This window comes from Cognaticolwellia beringensis, from assembly GCF_002076895.1.
GTDB lineage: Bacteria > Pseudomonadota > Gammaproteobacteria > Enterobacterales > Alteromonadaceae > Cognaticolwellia > Cognaticolwellia beringensis.
Genome location: NZ_CP020465.1, coordinates 3,122,852 through 3,146,042 on the forward strand (window position 1 = coordinate 3,122,852; position 23,191 = coordinate 3,146,042).

Here is a 23,191-nt window from a genome sequence, read left to right on the forward strand (position 1 = left end):
TACAGCTTCTTTACTAGAAAAATAGGCTCAACGCTTTGAATGTTGAACTATTACTTAATGCTAAACAGTTTAAAACGGCCTTCAAATTTATAATTTATACCATTGACAGAGAAGCTGTTTGATTGCTCTTTTTCAATGTTATTCGCTGAGTTAAAAGCTAATAAATAGCGCTGGTTACCTACAAAATTAATTTCAACAACATCAATATTATTAACCTTTTGATGGCTTAAATTTTCAATTGAACTGACCGCAGAAATGGTAAATTCTTTTGATGGATTATATTCACCATGGGGCTCTAGCACACTAACAAAAGTATGATTTTTAGCCTTGGCTTTACGATGAATAAAGGCATTTTCATTACGTAAGTTAAATAGCGGGTCGTTGGCACCAATCTGAGTGAAAATTAATGATGAATCACCATCCATAACAGCTGAGCTGGTGTAAAACCTACCGTTATCGTTTAACCATGTAATTTGTGATAAACCTGCTTTAGGCTGTGCTTGGGCTTTCAACCATAAATGTTGATATCCATTTTCTTTTCCTAATGCCGATAAGCTTGTTAGCTGTGTATCTAATGTAAAGTCAGTGCTAATTAAGTGACCTTTATAATGAACCGGTAGATCGTACTGATGCGCTTTATTCGACTCTATATTAAATACATCTATTACTAACGACTGCTCTTGGCCTGGCTTATTTTGTAGCGGTAGTTTAATTAATGCCATGGTGCGCTTTAACAATACCCCTTCGTAAGCACTGTCAATTTTTGCTGAGCTGATGGTGACTTGCTCATTTTTATCAAAAAACAATAACTCTGGATGATTTGCATTACCCATTTTTACATTGGCATTAAAATGTGATTTTTCGTCTACAACCACCGTATTATGAGCAATGGTCTGCTTAGCCCAAGTTTGGTTTTCAGGTAAGTAGCGACCACCAAATTTAGCTTCGACATTTAAAAATCTTGCCGCACCATAGTCAGACACTATTTCAGCGCCTTTATCGTAAAACTGCCACGTAAGCTTATCGAAATGACCATGACCTAAGCCTTGTCCGGTAGGCTTAAATAAAACGGCTTGTTCGCCATTGACGTTTTGACGCATGACCACCAATGCACCTTGCTTGCCGTCGTTACCGTCACCAAAAGCAACAGATTTAAATTGATAAGGCTGTTCAAGCTGTCTATCCAATGCTTGAGCAACTTTTAAGCCATCGCCAGTTAATATAATTTCATTTTGTTGTTTGGCAATATCAAGTAAGCCAGCATCTTTTGTTAAGCCATAGGCGATAGCGACACCATTGACCAATTCAATAGTATCTATACCTTTACTTTTAATCGCGTCATTAATGGGGAAAAACAGCTTGTTGTAGCTCAGTTGTATTGTGGTATCAATGGCTTTTAACAGAATACCGTCGCGATATTCAAAAATCTTACGCTCAGGTTGATTGGCTTGAATTACTTTTGCAAAAGTAACGAAGGGCATTAATGCATAGCGCTGATAATACGGTCCTTCGTTGTAATAACCTTGTGGAGAAAACAATTCATCTAATTGTCTTAAAAACCCGCCTTTACCTGATTTATCTAGATCATAAAGCGCTTGTTCAACCCATTCCTGTTCACCTAAAACATAACCTGTCATGCCAACTGCAGCCGTTGCCCATGTACCGTGATTATGTACTTTGTTAAAGGTTTGAGGTGACTCTACGGATAAAAAATTAGCCATAGGGCGGAACAGTCCTGTTTCAATTTTAGTTTTTTCTTTAGTACTTAATGAGGGGATAACCAAATCGTAAGCTTGGCTGGTATAAACCAACCACATGGCTTCATTTAAGCTTTGCCAAAATAATTTACCTGGACTTTGTTTACCCATTTTTCTTTTTGGGTGAAGCGGTAATGTTGGATAAAGATCGGCATAAATAAGTAACATATCGCGAACATAGTTAGCATATTTTTCATCTTGGGTTAGTTGATAAATAATGCCAGCATCGTACATTAACTTATAATTTTTCTTATGGCGTTCATGGGTATAACCACCCCCACCATCTTGCGGCATTGGTACGATTATGGCTCGTTTAATTTGTTCATCAACCGATGCTTTACTAGCAATAAACGTGCGTTTAAATTGCCCGTCCTCTTTTATGGCAGCACGCATATTTTTAACATCAGCAACGGTTACCACTAGATTAGGGCTGGTTTTTGCTATCGCGGCTTGAGTGCTACCCATGATCGAAAAAAATACGACAGCGATAGCCGCTAGCCATTTTTTTTGTGAAAATGAGAGAGTGAATGATCCTTGATTTAAAAATTTCATAATTACCCGTTATTCAAATTAAATTTAAATTATTTATCAATTAAAAGCAGTAATAAAAGTACGATTAAAAACACCCTAAAAAGTGACTTTTAAGCCGATAATTGATCTACAATCTTGCTAATATTTTTTATATCGCCAATACGTAACGTGGTTAAACTGTCAACTAATTGGGCTTTGAGTTGCTTATTATTTTTAAATGTTTGACCGAAAATTGATTCAATACTTAAAAAGGCTTCAATCACTTCCCTTACGTCATTACTGAGCAATGCCGGCATGTTGGCAAAGTCATTCGCCATTGGGTCAACAATTTCTTTACCTGACTTTAATGCTTGGCAAATAAACTCAAACCAACAGGCTAATGACAAAGAAAGTAACTTTGTAGAACGGCCTAGCGTTAAGTTATCTTCAATTGTAGGTAAAACCCTCATTTGTATTTTTTGCGAGCCGTCGAAGGCTATTTGCGCTAGTAAATGACGAATATTAGGATTTAAAAAACGCTGAATAATGTCATGGCTATAAGCTGTTACATCGAGTTCTTTGGGGGCTGTAAAAGAACCAATAATTTCTTCAGTAGCGAGTTTAGTAATAAATTGGTAAAAGCCTTTGTCACTGGTAACGTCAAATACTGTTTCAAAGCCAGCGAGTGATCCTGCGTAGGCTAAAGTTGAATGCAGGCAATTCAGTAATCTTAACTTTGCCTTCTCAAAACCTTCGACATCATTAGTGAATATAACACCTACATTTTCCCAATCAGGGCGATCGCCTTGCCAGTTACTATCGATAACCCATTGGGTAAATTCTTCTCTTTGTATCGGCCAGTTGTCTTGTAAACCAATGGCTTTAGATACCGACTCAATGGTGTAGCTTTCAGTTTTTGGTGTAATGCTATCAACCATGGCGTTTGGAAAGGCAACATGAGTATCTATCCATGCTCTAAGGCTTGCATCAAATTGTTTGGCGTAATCTAAAACAGCACGGCGCAGTTTGTCACCATTGCCAGAAACGTTATCACAACTAAGTACATTAAAGGCCTTAACACCATTTAGCTTTCTTTGTTTTAGTGACTCAACAATAAAGCCGATAGCACTAATCGGTGCTGTTGGATTTTCTAAGTCATGCTTAATATCTTCGTGGCTTAAATCTAATGAGCCGTCGGCCGCTAAACAATAACCTTTTTCAGTAATGGTTAAGGTAACAAGCTTGGTACTGGCTAAAGACATACGGGTAATAACTTCATCGCTTTGCTCGCTGGCCACCAATATTTCTTTTATTGCGCCAATAATTTGATAACTTATGTTTTTATCTAAAATGGCTAAGGTATAAAGGTTATCTTGCTCTGCTAAAACATCTCGTGCCGTGGCACTGCGCAGAGAAACACCACAAATACCCCAGTTACCGCCAGATAAATTCATGGCGTTTTCAGTATAAACTGCCTGATGTGCACGATGAAAAGCACCGGGACCAAGGTGAACAATACCAATGTCTGTATTTTCTCTATCGTATTTTGGTGTTGAAATTGCTTGAATATCGGCTATTTGAGTGGTTATTTGAGTGGTTATTTGAGATAAATGTCGTTGGTTTAGCGCTAAGTCCATATTGCTCTCTTCATTGATTTACTTTGAACATTGTGTAGTGAAGAGGATTACCCTCGGGAAAACTACATTAATAAAAAATTTTATGCATTTAAGTCATCAATTATATAATTTGGTTAGATACATAATTATAAATATCAATTTCATTTATAGTAAACGAAAAGTAATCGGCCTTACCAGTTTATTTTTTGTTTATTTGGTTGTTAAAGTTTACACGCTTTTTTATTGTTATTTTTTACTTTTATTTACAGTGTCTTATGTTGTATTTTGGTGCTGTTTCATTTGGACTTACCAATATTGAGTTTGATAAGGTAAAGTTGATGTTAGCGGGTTTCAGGCATTATTCCGGAATATAAATTAATTAATGTCCAAGTTTTCTCTGTTCACCTTATAAAATAGGCCTTAGCAAAGTATTCTTTCACCGATGTAATGCACACTATTCAACATCTATTTAACTTAGTAATAAGCTTAGTTTGATAACAAAGTAATATTCAATGACATATATAAAAGTATATATATATTCTGTATTATTGCTTATCGCTCTAGAAACTGGTCATTTAACTTTTTATATTGGTCAGCTAGATCATGTTAATCCCAAGTGAATAAAATTTTATGAAGTCATCAACAGCAAAAACACCACGCCTTTATCAACAAGTGGCTGAGAAATTAATCGCTCTTATCGAGTCTGAGCAATATACGGTGGGCATGCGTTTACCCGCTGAGCGTGATTTAGCTGCGATGTTTAATGTTAGTCGTCCAACGATTCGTGAAGCCGTTATAGCGCTTGAATTAGAAGGTTTTGTTGAAGTGCGGATGGGATCCGGTGTTTATATTATTGAGCATAATATAGGGAAAAGCCGCTTTTCTGATAAAGATGTTGGACCCTTTGAGTTAACCGAAGCTAGAGCCTTATTTGAAGGTGAAGCTGCTGCGTTAGCTGCTACCATGATAAGTGATGAAGAATTAGCTCAACTTGCTGAAACCTTAAATGAGATGGCATGTGAAAACAATAATGATACCGATACACATGAAGCGGCTGATAAAAGATTTCATATGATTATTGCAAACGCGACCAATAACAGTGCTATTAGCTCAGTTATTGAGGAGCTTTGGGACGAGCGAGACAGTTCAGCGCTGACAAGACGTATGTATCAGACAGTGCGAGACAGTGGTGTTAAGCCATCTGTTGAAGAACATCGAGCAATATATGAAGCGCTCAAGGCACATGATGCCCAAGCTGCTCGTGCCTTGATGCGAGAGCATTTAATGCGAGTAATTGATGGCATATTACAAGCGACTGAAGTCGAAGCCGTTGAGGCTGCTCGTAAACAAGTTATTAAAAGCCGAGAAAGGTTCAGCAAAACCCGAGCGCTTACTTAAGTACAGTAATCCAATTTACGTTCTTGGTGGTTTACAAAGATCAAAGGCAAGTATTCTTTCTTTATACATTTCATAAAACAGTGTTATACCAATTTGATTAATGAAGAGTTCTACTTTTTCATGAGGGAAAATGGATAATGACAAGGCATAAAATTTAGTCAGTAGTTATTCTAAATATAAATTTTATAACACCGTCATTATTAATTTTAACCATTAAAAATGAGCCGTTAATTAATCAACTTGGTATTATATCAACACTTATCCTATTCCAATGCAGCCTGACACAATTAAACCGTATAAAGCATAATTCTATGTATGGATTTTATGTAATAAAAAAGTCATTAACGAGTACAGTGACTGGTTAATGACTTAATAGGTGTTTGTACTTTAAACGCTCATAAATCTAATCGTTTATAAGCTATTTATATCTCAAACTTGGCGCGTACATCAAAAAATGCAGCGCCACTTACTTTACTTCTTAAAATCTGTAGCTAACGCCAAAAGTAATACGACGGTCTGTTATACCTTGAGCACAAAGCATAGCGCCTTCATTTACACAAGATTGTGTAATATCTGACTCAGTTAAGTTAACAGCTTCTACACCAAGGTTTAAGTTTTCATTCACGTCATAACTTACACTGGCATTAAGTTGTCCTCTGGCATGTGTAACAACAGGGAAACCTAACGTAGAGTTTAAGCTTGCACCCGCAGCAGTATCTTCTGTGCGAAACGCATCACGCCATGTGTAACGTAATCTAGCAGAAAGACCAAATTTCTCGTAGTAAACCGCAATGTTGTAAGCGTCTTCAGAGAAGTCTAGTAGACCTCGGTCTGATGTTACGTCTACAAACTGTGCACTATCATAAATGCCGTTTATTGCATTAAAGATATCTGTTCCACGAGTTGCTGAGGTGTAAAAAGCTGAACCACCGCTATATTCTTGAATAGTATAGTTAGCAACAATACCAAATCCTGATGCCCAGCCTAAATCATCCTCGAAGCTTGAAAGGTCATATTGAACAGCCATTTCAATACCTTTTTGCGTTGTTTTAGCTGAATCATTAAGTTTAGTTTCAACATCAACACACAAACCCGTAGTGTTAGGATCGCCAATCGCATTTGGCTGAACAGCAGGGTTATAAATACCGCCACCAGCACATGTAGGGCCTGGTTCTCTCCAGCCATTTGCTTGAATGATTGCACTTTCTAACTTGTTAACAAATAAGTTAGAACGTTCTTTACTGAAGTAGCCGATACTGACTACTGCCGCTTCTGCAAAATACCATTCAGCTGAAAGGTCAAATGAGGTTACTTCTTCAGGCTCAAGGGCTGCATTACCAATTTCTATTGATGAATTTTCGTTAGTACCAAATGAAACTGAAGTATTTAAGTCGCCAAAGTTCGGACGAAGAATGTCTTTACCCCAACCTAAACGTAGAACAACATCATCATGTACATCTGCCACTAAATTCAAGCGAGGTAAGGTATAGCTATAATCACCTGTGTTTGTTGTTGGCGACACATTTCCATTGACTACCGTATTACCCATCGATTCAATATCTGTTGATATATGGCGTACACCGATGTTACCGCGTATCATTTCATACTCAAAATTTGCTTGAGCATATATAGCATGCGTTTTTTCTTCAATACTGAAGGCAGCTGTATCTGAAGGTGTAAGGTCAGCAAAATCTTGGTTACCACCATGAGCCACAAGTGCAGCTTCTAATGTTTCTATTACACCGTCTGGATCATTGAACGCAAGATCTGGATTTACAATTAAGAAGTTACGAAGGGCCAATTCTCGACCATCTGCATCACCGAAGTGACTAGGGCCGGCGACAAGTAGATCTGCGAATAAAGAACCGTTTGGACTATCAACCATTTTACTGAAGCCACCAATACGATCAGATATTGAAACAGATTCGTGTTTGGTTATGTTATAGCGGTAACCAAAGTCGACAGAAGTTACGATATTATCGTCTATAAAATATGTAGAATCTATACGGAATGCATCTTCGGAGTTGTCTGTTGTACTTCTACTAATATCAACCTGATCTAATACCACATTGTTAGGATCGAGTAAATTTTCGACGGTGGGTGCGAATGGCGAGGCAAAATCGATACCAAATGCCAACGAGCCACCCGTTAAGTCATAAATGAATGGCACACTGTTATCATTACTAGAGCCATCAAGTGGCGTAAGCGGGTTAGGATTGATAAAGTTTAATTGTGTGTTTAAAGATGGTGTAACAGTGTCAGAGCTTGCACTTGAAAGTTCTGCACTTACAAATAAGTTATCGCCTTGCCACTCGCCACCTAATCTAAATACTTGCGTATCGGTAACACGTGCACCGGTATCACTATTAAAACGTAAATTTGGATCGTCGTCATCAACCGAGTTTATTGGCTGAATTGTGCCTCTGCTAGCGGCTTGAATACTACCAAGATTTACACCATCAAGTGAACCAAAGTTTATTGTTTCAAACTCATTTGGCACGGTATAGTTAAGTACGCTAGCGACACCGGAACCTTGTACTCGAGTACTTTCTTGACGACGCTCTTGGTCGGTAATAATCGCATCGAAGAAAAACTTCATGTTGTCGTTAGGAGCAAATTCAAACGTAGTCGCAAGGTTTGTCGTTTCATATTCAAAGTTTTCTAATTCCTGATTCAGGAATTGAATGCCAAGAAAGTCGTAGTCTTGAGCCGCAGGTCTTTTAGTTGCCTGATCTTCTACAACAGCGTCACCGTCACTGTTGTATCGTGTAACAGCAGCATTTCTATTTTCAACAAGGCTTCCGTCGCGGTCAACACGAGGGCGGAATGAAGTGGCTTCTTGTTTAGCGTAGCTACCACTTATAACAAAACCAAACTTACCAGAATCTAGTTCCCAATTATCACCGTATGCGCCTGATACTCTTGGCTGAACACCGTCAGTCGTTAAACTACTATCTTCACCTTGTACACGAAGAGAGCCTAAAGTTTCAGTTAACTCTAGAGGACGAATAGTACGTAAATTTACCGTACCACCTACAGAGCCTTCAGTCGTTTTAGCTTCTGGTGATTTTGTTATTTCAACGCCAGCGATAATAGCAGCTGAAAGATCTTCAAAATTCATCCCACTACGACCAGCCCCTGAGCCTACAGTAGACGCACCGTTAATCTCGACGCGGTTAGAGTTACTACCACGGATTTGTACGCCGGTACCAATACCTGCTGTTCTTGTAATTTGAATACCCGTAACATTCTCAAGAACCTCTGCAAGGTTTTGATCAGGTAGTTTACCAATATCAGTAGCCATGATAATTTCGACCAAATTAGCCGTATCACGTTTTTCTGCTAGCGCGCTGGTAAGTGAGCTTCGCATGCCAGTTACCTGAATCACTTCAACTGACTTTTTTGCTTGTGCTTCGGTTTCTGCTTCTTGTGCACTTACCGACGCCGCAAAAGTCAGCGAGGTAGCTGAAAGCACCGCTAAGGTTATTTTAGATAATTGTTGTCTCATAGATTTCCCCTGTGTAGTTTTTTTGAAATTAATTTTGCAAACATCTCAAAAGCCACATCTTTAGTTAATAAAGTCGTCCTCTAGAATTGCAAACTCCCTAAAAGTAAATTACCAAGTACTCAAAAAGAATTACCATAGATAGTTACAATAAAAACAGCAAAGGTCAATCGCTTGGTTATACAATCTAAGTGGTAAAAATGGATTTTGGACTTACCGATTACACATTCTTTACTTACCACTTGGTTATCTATTTTTATTTGGTTGTGTTATCTGTATGAATTTAAAGGTGTTAATTTTATTTTTGTGTGAGTGGCTAGTTAGGTTAGTGTTTATTTGAGTCTATTGTTTATTCCAATAAAATAACTTTTTTATATTTTGATAGACTTTAATGGTCTAAAAAAAGTAAATGAATAGCTTTTAGCTTAACCATTTGTGCAAATTGGTTGACCAAGTGGATATATATCAATAGTCTTGAGTGACTAAATCATATAATACGGATAAAAATGATGATATATAGCAAATTCATTGAGAGGATTGTGAATACTACATTCGGCTTGATCTTGGTCGCGTCAGCATCATGTAGTGCTGTCCTTACCGGTGTTGATGGCAAATATGATGATGAAGACGTTCTTACTAATACTAAAGTAAACGACAAAACGTTAGCCAACAAACATTATATCGACGAAGTGAAATTTGAATTATCTTCAAGTGGTGAATTTACTACGCAGGCGTATGACCTTGAACACTTAGGTAAAGTTTTAGCTAGTGGCTTTATCATGAAAGTACCTTCATATCAGATACGCTTTATACCGCCTATTGCGCTAATGAATATATCAATTTTGAATAATATAACTTCTGGTGAAACCTAATATGAATAACATTAAAACGTTTTTTAAGTCTCTACTACCCGGCATATTTTTGTTTGGTTTTACCGTCGGTACTGGCAGTGTCACAGCCATGGCAAAAGCCGGCGCAGATTATGGCATGTCGTTGTTATGGACCATCTTTATATCTTGTGCCATTACTTATTTTTTAATTCACTTATTTGGTAAATTTACATTAGTAACAGGCATGACAGCCCTGCAATCTTTTAGAAAGCATATTCATCCGGCAGTAGCGATATTTTTTATCGTGGCGTTAACCACACAGATTTGCGGCAGTGTTATTGGTGTGATGGGAATTTTAGCTGACGTTTGTTATGAATGGTCGAAAAACTTTATTGATGGTGGCATATCCGCAATTTATTTTGCGCTATTTTTCATCGCTTTTGTCTATATTATTTTTCTGATTGGTAAAACAGAAGTCTTTGAAAAGGTGTTGGCCATTTTTGTCGCGATTATGTCAGTATGCTTTTTAATTAACTTTATCATACTGATGCCACCAGCTATCGAAATTTTAAAAGGCATGGTGCCCAATGTTCCCAATACTGGCGCGGGTAAAAACTCCTTCTTGGTTATTGCATCTATGGTTGGTACCACGGTTTTTTCTGGTTTATTTATATTGCGAACCATCCTCGTAAAAGAGGCCGGTTGGACAATGGCCGATTTAAAGACTCAAAATAGAGATGCGTTGTTTTCGGCTTTTTTAATGTTTATTGTCAGTACTTCAATAATGGCAGCTGCGGCTGGGTCGCTTTATGTGCAGGGCATTACCTTAACGAACGTTACTCAAATGATCTATTTACTTGAGCCTTTAGCGGGCGCCGCTGCTGTAGCAATTTTCACTATCGGATTAATAGCTGCGGGTGTATCTTCTCAATTTCCCAATGTCGCATTATTACCTTGGTTACTGGACGATTTTCACCAACGAAAGCCTAACTTAAAGCGACCGAGTTACCGCATTATCGCTTTGGTTATATCTTCATTAGGGCTGATAGTACCAATTTTTAGCGTTAAGCCTATTGCCGTAATGGTGAGTTCACAGGCTTTTGGCGCTTTGTTGTTACCTGCGACTGTCGGTTGCATATTTTATATTGGCAATAAAAAAGCACTCATGGGGACGTATAAATTCTCAACTGTCACCAACGCTATATTATCGATGATTTTTGTCTTTGCTTTGGTCATGAGTTACATGAGCTACAATGGCATTATTTCTACGCTACAAGCGCTTTAATGTGAAGTTTGTCGAATCTATATCAGTCAATACTACTTCAGTAATAGCCCTCAGCACTTGTTTATAAAGTTAAAGATTAAGTGCTTTGTGGAAATTTTTAATGGAATTATAATTATGAATAAAATATTTAAATTTACTTCAAACCGTGTCTGGCGAACCTATCAAGGGGGCAAATTGCTCGATACGATTGAAGGGAAAGAAAACCCCCAAGATACAAGTTTCCCCGAAGACTGGATTGGCTCAACAGTTGAAGCGCGCAATGTTGGCCGAGAACATATCTCGGAAGGTTTAGCTATGGTAAAAGACGAAGCAGGGCAATCAGTGCCATTTCGCGATTTATTACAAAAAAATCAAGAATATTTTTTAGGGAAAAGTGGTGACACTCCTCGTTCTTTGGATGATATTCCGCTAGTTAAATATTTAGATAGCTCTACTCGTTTACATTTTCAGGCTCATCCAACTCGAGAGTTTGCTCAAGAGCGTTTAGGGATGCCTCGCGGGAAAACTGAAGCTTATGTGATCCTTGAAACGCGTGAAGATGTAGCTGACCCTTATATTTATGCTGGTTTTCAACGTTCTCCTAGTCGGGAAGAACTTAAAACATGGATCGAAACGCAAGATATTGCTTCGATAGAAAGCTGTTTTGATCGTATTCCCGTTAAGCCTGGTGACGTATTCTTACTCCCTGGAGGCCGTCCTCACGCTTTAGGTGAAGGCATACTGATGCTTGAAATAATGGAGCCTTCGGATCTGGCGGTAAGGTTTGAATTTGAGCGTTGTGGATATGTGATACCTGAACAGGCAAGATTTATGGGAAGGGATATTGAAACCGCATTAGATGTCTTTAATTTCGATCCAGTTCCGATTGAAAAAGTAGATGAAGAATTTCGTTGTATCCCCAAAGTTTTGTCTTTAGATGAAGATAATAACGGTCTTGAAGAGCTTATCGGATCAAAAGATACTGCGTGTTTTACCGTGAAAAGAGCATCAGTTAATAACAGTTTTAAGCGTAAAGAGAGCGCCTTTTTTTATGGCATCGTAGCTGAAGGCTCAGGTACATTTCGTATCGGAGACGAAGTTACCAATCTCAAGCGTTGGGATAGATTCTTCTGTCCTGCAGGTGTTAGTGAGTTTGAGTACCAAACAGAATTGGGTATGTCTATTCTAGAATGTTATCCAGGCAATAGTTAAGCGCATTATGCTCACTACTATGCCTCAATAAAGTAATCATTAACGAACCGACTCTGCACAGTTTGTTCGTTAATGATTCGCTAAAACCTGATTAAAACCTCCCATCAGAAACACTAATCTAACTAATATTTACACAAGCCTTAAACGCTCAGCACCCCCCAGATTAAATAGTATAAACAGTCAACTTACAGCTTTTATATAATTGGCCTTACCTCTTGCTGTTGTTTTTTCATGACTCAACTGCTGCGAAATTAACTTGTAATTCACTTAAATTATTGTAATTAAGGGTGTTATGTTGTTGCTTGAGTTTTCCTACATTGCTGATTGGGCAAAAAGTATTTTTATTTGGACTTACCAATATTTCATCTGTACTATGTGTTATTAGTATTTATATCAACTTTAAAGGCTTGTGCAATGGAAATTGGTAAGGCCTATTGGTGCTGTTTATCTAAAATATACAAATTTTGCTTGATAAATACGTGGCTACACTTGCATTAAGTTAGTGTTATTGACCTTTGATTAATCCTTGAGGTTATCGTGAGGCATCTCAGTTTGGCATTACCTGTTCAGGACAGGCTATAAAGCGAAGTAACTCGACCATTTTAATTCATTTGAATCGTCACTATGTACCTATTGGTTTTATTTTTAAGTGTAATTTAAGTGTAAATAAAGTGTGTTTGACAAATGTAACAACAGAATTAATAACGATGTGGAGATTATACAATGCGTGAAGCTTGGAGATGGTTTGGCCCTAATGACCCCGTGTCAATTGCCGATGTTAGACAAACAGGGGCTACTGATATTGTTAGCGCACTGCACACAATACCGACCGGCGAAGTTTGGCCGACAGATCAAATTCAAGCCTATAAAGCATTAATTGAAAAAGATAATAATCTTCAATCTACCTTGGTTTGGTCTGTTGTCGAAAGTATCCCTGTGCATGAAGACATAAAGTTAGGACGTGATAATAGCCAGCGCTATGTTGATGCTTGGATCGCATCAATGGAAAATTTAGCAAAATGTGGCATTAAAACCATTTGTTATAACTTTATGCCGGTCATAGATTGGACACGCACTGATTTAAAATTTCAATTACCCAATGGTGGTTATGCACTTAGGTTTGATCAACAAAAATTTGCAGCTTTTGATTTGTATATATTACAGCGTGAAAATGCTGAAGCTGACTATTCTGATGAAGAAATACAGCAAGCAAAAGAAATATTCTCGGCGATGTCTAATGACGAAAAAACCCTATTAACCAATAACATTATCGCGGGTTTACCGGGCAAAATGACAGATGCCTATAACATTGAGGATTTTCGTCGTATGTTGGCAAATTATAAAGATATTTCTAAGGATATTTTAAGAAAAAATTTGTTCTCTTTTTTATCACAAGTGTTACCTAAAGCTGAGCAACTCGGCGTTAAATTAGCAATACACCCTGACGATCCACCAAGGGATATGTTGGGCTTACCTCGCATTATTTGTACATCAGAAGATTTAGAGCTTCTATTTACAGCACTGCCAAGCCCAGCTAACGGCATTACGTTATGTGCAGGTACCTACGGCAGTCGTCCTGATAATAATTTACCTGTTATGGCTAAACACTATGGTTCGCGAATTCATTTTGCCCATTTGCGTGGTGTCAGTAGAGATAAAAACGAACAACGCTCGTTTTATGAAGCTGAACACTTATCAAGCGATGTAGATATGGTTGGAATCATTTCTGCTTTATTAAGTGAAGAAAAAACACGGGTTAGCAATCAAAATAATAACCCAATATTTATCAGGCCTGATCATGGTCACCAAATTTTAGACGATATAAACAAGCCAGGGAATCCAGGATATTCTTGTATTGGTCGTCTCAAAGGCTTAGCCGAAATTAGAGGTGTTATTAAAGCCCTCAGTAGTGTGCATTAAATACTGATTTTGTAGCTTTCACTTTTTATAAACTGCTTTAACAAATTAAATCAAATCAAGGCATAGTCTGACTATGCCTTGATTTTTTTTACCCTAGATATAAGGTCATAAACATTCTAAAGTACGGTTACCTCATTTATAATAAACCTTGAACTATTTACGTTCAAACAGTTGTTAGCTAATAACGATTGCAACCACAATACACTTATCTGCCAACATCCATATTTCGATATCAAACTACCTTCTTAAATAACGTTATTTTATAAATAGGCTAAGTAGTCAATAATATTAATGCGCTAATTATATAAGAGATTAGTGGATGGTTTTCATATGAGTAACTTTTTAGTCTAAAATAATTTAAAGTTACAAATGATGATAAAGTTGTTTCATATCAATAAAATAAAAGTACAGGCAGATTAAATTTATAATAGAAAATAAAAAAATCAATAAAAAACTTGATACTGTACGACTATACAGTATACTTTGCTCAATTAAACGAATTAAGCACCTAAATCATTCTGGAGCAACAAATGAACGATAACAAAGAAAAAGCATTATCAGCTGCCTTAAGCCAAATCGAACGTCAATTTGGTAAAGGTTCAATTATGAAGTTGGGTGATAATCGCAGCATGGACGTTGAAACAATTTCAACGGGTTCATTAGGTTTAGATATCGCACTAGGTGCAGGTGGTTTACCGCTTGGCCGTGTGGTTGAAATATACGGTCCAGAATCAAGTGGTAAAACAACACTAACCCTTGAAGTTATTGCCGAAGCGCAGCGTAACGGTAAAATTTGTGCCTTTGTTGATGCTGAGCATGCACTAGACCCAATCTATGCTGAAAAACTAGGTGTTAATATTAACGAGTTATTAGTTTCTCAACCAGATACTGGTGAGCAAGCGCTTGAAATTTGTGACATGTTGACGCGCTCAGGTGCTATTGACATCATCGTTGTTGACTCGGTTGCTGCATTAACACCAAAGGCTGAAATTGAAGGCGACATGGGTGATTCACACATGGGCTTACAAGCACGTATGCTTTCACAAGCTATGCGTAAGCTTACAGGTAACTTGAAACAGTCAAATACCATGATTATTTTTATCAACCAAATTCGTATGAAGATTGGTGTGATGTTTGGTAGTCCTGAAACCACAACAGGTGGTAATGCTTTAAAGTTCTACGCGTCAGTACGTTTAGATATTCGTCGTATCGGTGCTGTTAAAAATGGTGATGAAATAGTTGGTAACGAAACCCGTGTTAAAGTGGTTAAAAACAAAATTGCACCACCATTTAAACAAGTTGAATTTCAAATTTTGTATGGTGAAGGTATTAACAGTTTAGGTGAGTTAGTTGACCTTGGTGTTAAAAATGAAATGGTAGAAAAAGCCGGCGCTTGGTATAGCTATAAAGGTGATAAAATTGGCCAAGGTAAAGCTAACGCAGCTAAATACCTTAAAGAAAACCCTAAAGTAGCGAAAGAAATTGATACGCGCTTACGTGAATTATTGTTACCAAAAACAAAACCCGCTGAAGCTGAAGCAAAAGTTGAAGCTGTAGCTAAATAATAGCTCTAAGTAAAGTTTAATGACAAAGCCACTGCCAAGTGGCTTTTTTTTTCGCTAATTAACATACTGTCATCACTCTCATTCAAAACCAATAATTATTGCTGTGTCGTCATTTTACCAATTTCACTCATTACCTGATTACCTGAACATTTGCTGGTTGAAATAATCAACAGATGGGGTATTTATTTCATAATTAGAACAATAAGTTATTAAAATAAATGATTTTTTTGTTGTTATTCTTAGAAATAAAATAGGCTATTTAATTAATGGTTATAAATTTAATTCGGTATTACCAATAGCGACTTAATTGAATGATTTAAAAAATATAATGTAAGGTAAATTTGACGAGTAAATACTTAGGTATGTTCGATTGTTTTATATTTTTATATCTACTATAACAAGTGCTTAGTAGTTTTTTTACTGGTAGAAATAGGCAGTAAGTAAAGTGATATCCCCCTGGTGTTGAAGTGAACTCAAAGTGCGTACGACCAATTGTTATTGTAGGTTAATGTATTGGTTATTACCAATAGGTATTGATTGGTTGACAGTTATTTGCGTTTTGGTTAGTATCTAATTATTCCTTATTGTTTTGAGTGTTTCTAAACAATAAGTTTGTATAGATGCAATTTTAGCATTAGGTGTTTATACCTAAATTATTAATGAGTTAAATTTAAGATTAGTCGATAGGTTTGTATACCCGAAATTAATCTGAGGCGTAATTGATTTAGCCTTATTTACTCAAAAAAAAATAGCATGGCGCCTAATGAGGTGGTCAATGTTGGCACTCAGATAAACAAACACTAATATTTTTAGGAGTTAGATATGACAAAACCTATTATAGGTTTCATCGGCCTTGGTCTCATGGGCGGTAACATGGTTGAGAATTTACAAACTCGTGGTTTTCAAGTGAATGTAATGGATCTTAATAAAGATGCTGTTGCAAAAGTTATAGCTCGTGGTAACGCTACTGAAGTTACTTCAGGTAAAGAATTGGCTGAAAAAAGCGATATCGTGATGCTTGCCTTAACTACTTCAAAAGTAGTTGAGTTAGTTGTTTATGCTGAAGATGGCATCTTAGCGGGTATGAGTGAAGGCAAAACATTAATTGACTTCGGTACTTCAATTCCTGATTCTACTCGTAAAATTGGTGCTGATCTTGCGAAAAAAGGTGCTGGTATGATTGATGCTCCTTTAGGTCGTACACCTGCTCACGCTAAAGATGGTTTACTTAACATTATGGCTGCTGGTGATGAAGAAACGTTTAATAAAGTTAAACCAGTGCTAGAACAGCAAGGTGAAAACGTATTTTATCTTGGCGCTCTTGGTGCAGGTCACACAACTAAATTGATCAATAATTTTATTGGAATGACTACCGTTACGGCCATGTCACAAGCTTTTGCTGTAGCTAAAGCGGCTGGTGTAGATGGTCAGCAATTGTTTGACATTATGTCTGCAGGACCTTCTAATTCTCCTTTCATGCAGTTCACTAAGTTCTATGCTGTAGACGGTGAAGAAAAGCTAGGTTTCTCTGTTGCGAACGCAAACAAAGATCTTGGTTATTTCAACCAAATGGTTTCAGATTTAGGCGGCGAGTCTTTAATTGCTCAAGGTACTTCTGCTAATCTACAAGCTGCTGTTGATGCTGGTCTTGGTCAAAACGATGTGCCTGTAATTTTCGACTACTTCAATACTGCATTAGAGAAGTAATTCGACAGTACCTTTATACCAAAGAGCTTAATTAGGCTCTTTGGTATTATTACAATTAACGACTGTAAAACAGTTGCAATGTAATAGGGTTAGTTAGGGATTAGTAGATACGCAAGATTACTAGTTTGATTTAATATAAAAGGCCTCTATGAAGAGGCCTTTTATATTTATAATACAATAACTTGAAATGAATTAAATGTCGACAGGGTTAGGGATTGAATATAGCCCACGAGTTTCGCTATTCTTTTGTCTAATTTCTTCTAAAGCTCTTAACTCTACAGCATCAAACAAGGCATTTATTAAGCGGTTAAAGTGTCCATGCATAGCAAGTCTTGCCTGGGTAGAGTCACCAGATTTTAAAGCTTGATATATTGCGGTATGCTCAGCTAGAGTTTTAGAATTATCTTTACTACACACACTGTCATAATCTTTGATGATTTCAGGGGTAGAAGAGCGCAGCTTCCAAAGATTCTGGGCGGATAGAATCATCGCGCTGTTGCGTGTAGCATTGGCAATAATTTGATGGAACTCTTTATCTGCCTCAGCAATAAATTCGCCTTTCTCCATATCAACTAAAGTTTGGTGTAACCGGGCTAGTTCGTCTTCGGTAATTGTTGTAGCCGCAATAGCAGCAACTTCACCTTCAATTAATGCTCGAGCTTGTGTAACTTCAAAAGCATTAACTTGCTTGTTAGAGCCTATTAATTGGTTAACCGGCTTTAAGACATATACGCCTGAGCCTGTTTTTACTTCAATTTTTTCTCGAACTTCTAAAGCGATTATAGCCTCACGAATTGTAGGTCTACTGACTTTAAAGGTTTCTGCTAATTCTCTTTCTGGTGGTAAGCGACTACCAGGGGAGTAAATTCCAGAATCTATTAAAGCTTCTATTTTATCTACAATACCCCAAAACAGCCTACGGTTGCTGCCCATATTATTTTCCTTAGCTAACTTTAATAAAGTAATGACATCTATCACTAATGATATCGTTTTCTCTGGCTTATGGCAAAACTAATAAGCGTTGGTTCTCTCCAGTTATATATTATTTTGGTCTAGAGGTAAATAGAATTTAACTTTACCTGTTTTACAATAAATTCAAATTATATTATTACCAATTAAGGTTTGCTTGGTAATGTGATTTGGTTGACAATCGCTATTGATATCAGTTAAATTGGATTGATTGTTATTTAGAAGTAATGTGTGACCTATTTTGTTGCAGTAGAAATGGCGCTAGAAAGCCCGTCTATGCTGAATGTGCTACGGCACGTATTTAGGTAAGCTCAGTTTAATTAATAAGAATATGTTGGCGTTATTTGATCATTATTAATAATTCGTCAAATTTTACACTTTAATTTTATAGGTTATTTTATGCAGCAAACAAAATTATCACCCTACTTATTATGTTGTCTCACCATAACATTATGCTTGGCGTTAACTACCAAGACGCTTTTTGCTAAAGAATGGTTGGTTGATGACCAAGTGGCTTATAAAAATGCGCTAAAAAAAGTTAAAGCAGGTGACAATATAGTGTTGTCTAATGGTACATGGAATGATTTCGAAATTCTGTTTGAAGGAAACGGAACAAAAGAAAAGCCGATAACCTTAAAAGCACAAACTAAAGGTAAAGTTATCCTAACAGGGCAATCAAACTTGCGTTTAGCAGGGAAACACTTAATTGTTTCTGGCTTGGTATTTAAAGATGGCTTTACACCGAGCAGTGCCGTTGTTGCGTTTAGAAGTAACAAAGACAGCTTAGCCTATCATTCACGTGTTACTGAAGTTGTTATTGATAACTTCAGTAATCCAGATAAACGTGAATCTGATTATTGGGTTGCCATATATGGTCAATATAATCGCTTAGATCACAACTATTTAAGCGGTAAACGAAATAAAGGTGTAACGGTTGCTGTTCGTCTCAATACTAAAGAAAGCCAAGAGAACCATCATAAAATAGATCACAATTATTTCGGGCCGCGTCCAATACTAGGATCTAATGGCGGTGAAACACTTCGCATAGGGACTAGTCATTATTCATTATCGAATTCATTTACCGTGGTTGAAAATAACTATTTCGATCGTTGTGATGGTGAGGTAGAAATAATCTCAGTTAAATCAGGTAAAAATGAAATTCGTAATAATGTGTTTTTCGAATCAAGAGGCACACTGACCTTACGCCATGGTAATGGCAATATAATTGAAGAGAATGTTTTTCTTGGCAATGGTGTTGACCATACTGGCGGTATCCGCGTTATAAATAAAGATCAAATTATTCGTAATAACTACCTTGAAGGGCTAACAGGCTATCGTTTTGGTAGTGGCTTTACTGTCATGAATGGTGTACCTAATTCATCAATTAACCGTTATCACCAAGTTGAGAATGCTTTAGTTGAAAATAACTCTTTCATTAATGTTAAACATATTCAACTAGCCGCTGGAAGCGATAAAGAGAGAAGTGCGGTACCAATTAGTTCAACGATACAAAACAACTTGATTTTTAATGAAGACGGTCAGCAGCCATTTACATTGTTTGATGATGTTAGCGGGATTAAATTTAAAGATAATGTCGCTAATACGGTAGCAATTAAGTCTCTGGCGTCAGGCATTAACCAACAAAAAATTGAACTTAAGCGTGCTAAAAATGGTTTGCTTTACCCTATAAACGCAAAGCTTGCTGCTAAAGGCGCTAAAAAGAATTTAACTCCCGTTTTAAAATCAGCAACCGGTCCAAATTGGTATGCAAAAACAGAAGGTTTAGTCGCTTTTGAATCAGGTAAAACTATTCAAGTAAAAGCTGAAGATGACGCATTATTTAATGCCGTGCTAGCTGCCGATAACGGCGACGTACTTATTTTGGCCGATGGCGAATATAATGCTAGGAAAATTATTGATATTAACAAAACAATATCAATTAAAGCTAAAAATCAAGGTAAGGCAATTGTTACTTTTCAACGTTCTACATTATTTCAAATTTCTGATGGCGGTAGCTTAACGATTGATGGTTTAGATATTAATGGTAGTAATAGTCCTGACGCTTCAGGTAATACCTTGGTTCGTTCTCAAAAGTGGGGCATGGTTTATAACTATCGCTTTGTAATGCGTAATAGCAAGGTTAGCGCACTTGATATCAATCATTCATTCCACTTTTTTGATGCCGGCAATGGCTCGTTTGCAGACTATATTGAATTAACAGATAACCATTTTAGCAATATTACCGGAGATTTCCTGCGCCTAAATAAAGAGATTGAGGACTTAGGTATTTATAATGCTGAATATGTAATCTTAAAGAATAATACCTTTGATAATGTGCAAGGCGCTTTAGTTAATTTATATCGCGGTGGCACCGATGAAAGTACTTTTGGTCCACATTTAGCTATGTTTGATAATACCATTAAAAATAGTGGTAAAGGTAAACGTAATAAATCAGCTTCAAGTCTCTACTTACACGGCGTACAGGTGACTAACGTCGAAAGTAACACTTTTAATAACACAGCAAATATTGTTATTGAACATACGGTGGGTGAGCCTATTACCGCGGTTAAAAACAACCTATTTAAGCAAACAGCATCGCCTAGCGTAAAAGAGTTGCATGCATTAGGTCCACACACTGCTGTGCTATCAAATAACAAGCAATCTAATTAAGAGCTTCGCTATGAAAAATTATAATCAAACAGTATTTGTTAACTCATCATTCAATGTAACTAGCAGAATTATATTTTTAATCGCTATGGTAGTTTTTACGTTGTTGGCGAGTACTAAGGTAATGGCTAGGACAAGCCCTAATCTAGTAATCAGCACGGCTGATGTGAAAGATATGCGAGGCGCTATTCAAAAAGATGGACAGTTCACGAAAGCTTTTGTGGCGAGTAAATTATCTGTCGATGAACAAATAGCACAGGTGATCACCGTGCCTTTACCCGCAGATGGCGGCGGTGGCTATACTCATGAACGCCACAAGAAGAACTATAAGTTAATGTACGACGCGGGTATTGTTTATCAATTAACTCAAGATGAAAAATATGCCAGTTATGTGCGTGACATGTTACTCGAATATGCCAAGCTTTATCCGACATTACCTTTGCACCCAAAAAGAAAAATGGGCAAACAAAATCCAGGTAAATTGTTTTGGCAAAGTTTAAACGAAGCTGTTTGGTTAGTGTATACCAGCCAAGCGTACGACCTTATTTTAAGTTCATTAACCGCTAACGAAAAAACGGAAATAGAAAATGGTTTGTTTCGCCCAGTCGTTAAGTTTTTATCTGTTGAGTCGCCAGAAACATTTAATAAAGTACATAATCATGGTACCTGGACTACCGCAGCTGTTGGTATGACCGGTTATGTGCTTGGTGAGCAAGAATGGGTTGAACAAGCACTTTATGGTTTAGATAAATCAGGTACCGGTGGGTTTTTAAGGCAACTTGATGAGTTATTTTCTCCTCAAGGTTATTACAATGAAGGCCCATATTATCAACGATATGCGCTAATGCCGTTTGTTACCTTCGCTAAAGCAATTCAAACCAATCAGCCGGAACGAGAAATATTTCAATATCGCGATGGTATTGTATTAAAGGCTATTGATACTACTATTCAGTTAAGTTACAACAAGCTTTTCTTTCCTATAAACGATGCTATAAAAAGTAAAGGCATTGATACTATTGAGTTAGTTAATGGTGTGACCATCGCTTATGGATTAACCGAAGATTCATCTTTACTCGATATTGCTAGACAGCAAGACCAAGTTATTTTAACCGGTGATGGTTTAAAAGTAGCGAATGCTTTAGATAAAAACTTAGACACGTCTTATAAATTTAAGTCGGTTGCCTTCGGCGATGGTAATGACGGTAAGCAAGGTGCGCTTGTTGTAATGCGTCAAGATGTTGGTGGAGAGCAAGCGGTATTATTTAAACCGGCGGCTCAGGGACTAGGTCATGGCCATTTTGATAAACTTACTTGGCAGTTTTACGATAAAGGTGAAGAAATCGTTTCAGACTATGGTGCGGCTCGTTTCCTTAATGTTGAAGCAAAATACGGCGGTCGTTATTTGCCTGAAAATGACACTTGGGCAAAACAAACTGTCGCGCATAATACTGTGGTCGTTGATGAAAAATCACACTTTAATGCGAATGTTGAAATGGGTAATGCTAATCACCCAGAATTATTGTTTTTTGCTAAAAATGAACATGCAACGGTCAGTTCAGCGCAAATTGATAGTGCTTATAAAGGCGTTTCTCTAAAGCGAACTATGGCATTAATTAACTTACCTAGGCAAAGCAAGCAAGATCACGAGCAATCGTTGGTGGTTGATATTTTTGATGTTAATTCAAACGAAGAACACCAGTATGATTTGCCTGTGCATTTTAAAGGTCATTTAATTAGTACCAACTTTACCTTAGCCACCCAACTAACTAGCCTGCCTGTGTTAGGTAAAGAGAATGGTTATCAACATTTATGGTTGAAAGCACAAGCTCAACCTAAAGCTGGCTTAGCGCAAATAACGTGGTTAAATGACAACGGTAGATTTTATACTAGCTCAAGCATTATGGACGGCGATGCCTCATTAATATTTAGCCAAATTGGTGCAAACGATCCTCTGTTTAATTTACGTAATGAAAACGCTTATATAACCCGTAAATCCCATGCTAAAAACCATACATTTGTTAGCGTTTTAGAGCCGCATGGAGAATATAACCCATCCAAAGAGTTTACTATTTCCGCGGTTAGCAAAGTAGAAGCTTTGACGTATAAAAAAATCAATAATATAGACTTAGTTGATATTGTCTTTAGCAATAACAAGCATTATTTGTTAGCGGTTAATACCACAAAAAATAATCAATTAAATACATTTTCATTTAATGGCTCTAAATATCAATTCGATGGCCGTTTTAAATTATTCGACATTAAACAGTAGGA

General features: G+C 37.1%; 13 protein-coding genes. 9 read left to right on the forward strand and 4 right to left on the reverse strand.

The genetic code is table 11. From position 1 onward, the window contains the following. Positions 1-50: 50 nt before the first annotated feature. Entirely contained in the window at positions 51-2,222 is a 2,172-nt protein-coding gene (locus tag B5D82_RS13230; protein WP_245807627.1) for a heparinase II/III domain-containing protein, read from the reverse strand. A 176-nt stretch (positions 2,223-2,398) separates the two neighbouring features. After that, the gene (locus tag B5D82_RS13235) at positions 2,399-3,904 is read right to left on the reverse strand and encodes a mannitol dehydrogenase family protein (RefSeq protein WP_081152155.1); all 1,506 of its coding nucleotides are present in this window, start codon (positions 3,902-3,904) and stop codon (positions 2,399-2,401) included. Between the two features lie 609 nt (positions 3,905-4,513). Between B5D82_RS13235 and B5D82_RS13240 the strand changes: the two genes are divergently transcribed. After that, positions 4,514-5,281 carry a FadR/GntR family transcriptional regulator gene (locus B5D82_RS13240; protein WP_081152156.1) on the forward strand — a complete coding sequence of 256 codons (768 nt, stop codon included), beginning with the start codon at positions 4,514-4,516 and terminating at the stop codon, positions 5,279-5,281. Between the two features lie 478 nt (positions 5,282-5,759). On the opposite strand, the gene B5D82_RS13245 is transcribed toward B5D82_RS13240, so the two are convergent. Then, positions 5,760-8,789, reverse strand: coding sequence for a TonB-dependent receptor (locus B5D82_RS13245; RefSeq protein ID WP_081152158.1), 3,030 nt, complete (start codon positions 8,787-8,789; stop codon positions 5,760-5,762). 536 nt (positions 8,790-9,325) lie between these two features. On the opposite strand from B5D82_RS13245, the gene B5D82_RS13250 reads away from it, so the two are divergent. From B5D82_RS13250 to B5D82_RS13275, 6 genes are all read left to right on the forward strand, one after another. After that, complete coding sequence (locus B5D82_RS13250) at positions 9,326-9,658, forward strand: hypothetical protein (protein ID WP_157673899.1); 333 nt, start codon at positions 9,326-9,328, stop codon at positions 9,656-9,658. Between the two features lies 1 nt (position 9,659). Next, positions 9,660-10,901, forward strand: coding sequence for an Nramp family divalent metal transporter (locus B5D82_RS13255; RefSeq protein ID WP_081152161.1), 1,242 nt, complete (start codon positions 9,660-9,662; stop codon positions 10,899-10,901). Positions 10,902-11,015: 114 nt separating this feature from the next. Then, positions 11,016-12,092, forward strand: a complete 1,077-nt coding sequence (locus tag B5D82_RS13260; RefSeq protein WP_081152163.1) for a class I mannose-6-phosphate isomerase — start codon at positions 11,016-11,018, stop codon at positions 12,090-12,092. A 723-nt stretch (positions 12,093-12,815) separates the two neighbouring features. Further along, a complete protein-coding gene (uxuA, locus tag B5D82_RS13265) occupies positions 12,816-14,012 on the forward strand; it encodes a mannonate dehydratase (protein ID WP_081152164.1) in 1,197 nt (398 codons plus the stop codon). 530 nt (positions 14,013-14,542) lie between these two features. Next, entirely contained in the window at positions 14,543-15,577 is a 1,035-nt protein-coding gene (gene recA, locus B5D82_RS13270) for a recombinase RecA (RefSeq protein WP_081152166.1), read from the forward strand. 822 nt (positions 15,578-16,399) lie between these two features. Then, positions 16,400-17,284 carry an NAD(P)-dependent oxidoreductase gene (locus B5D82_RS13275; RefSeq protein WP_081152167.1) on the forward strand — a complete coding sequence of 295 codons (885 nt, stop codon included), beginning with the start codon at positions 16,400-16,402 and terminating at the stop codon, positions 17,282-17,284. Between the two features lie 192 nt (positions 17,285-17,476). Here B5D82_RS13275 and B5D82_RS13280 read toward each other — a convergent pair whose 3' ends face one another. Continuing rightward, positions 17,477-18,217, reverse strand: coding sequence for a FadR/GntR family transcriptional regulator (locus B5D82_RS13280; RefSeq protein ID WP_081152169.1), 741 nt, complete (start codon positions 18,215-18,217; stop codon positions 17,477-17,479). Between the two features lie 435 nt (positions 18,218-18,652). On the opposite strand from B5D82_RS13280, the gene B5D82_RS13285 reads away from it, so the two are divergent. Together B5D82_RS13285 and B5D82_RS13290 are read left to right on the forward strand one after the other, a co-directional pair. After that, positions 18,653-20,923, forward strand: coding sequence for a polysaccharide lyase 6 family protein (locus tag B5D82_RS13285; RefSeq protein ID WP_081152171.1), 2,271 nt, complete (start codon positions 18,653-18,655; stop codon positions 20,921-20,923). An 85-nt stretch (positions 20,924-21,008) separates the two neighbouring features. Then, positions 21,009-23,189, forward strand: a complete 2,181-nt coding sequence (locus tag B5D82_RS13290) for a heparinase II/III domain-containing protein (RefSeq protein WP_094122880.1) — start codon at positions 21,009-21,011, stop codon at positions 23,187-23,189. The last annotated feature ends 2 nt before the right edge of the window (positions 23,190-23,191 follow it).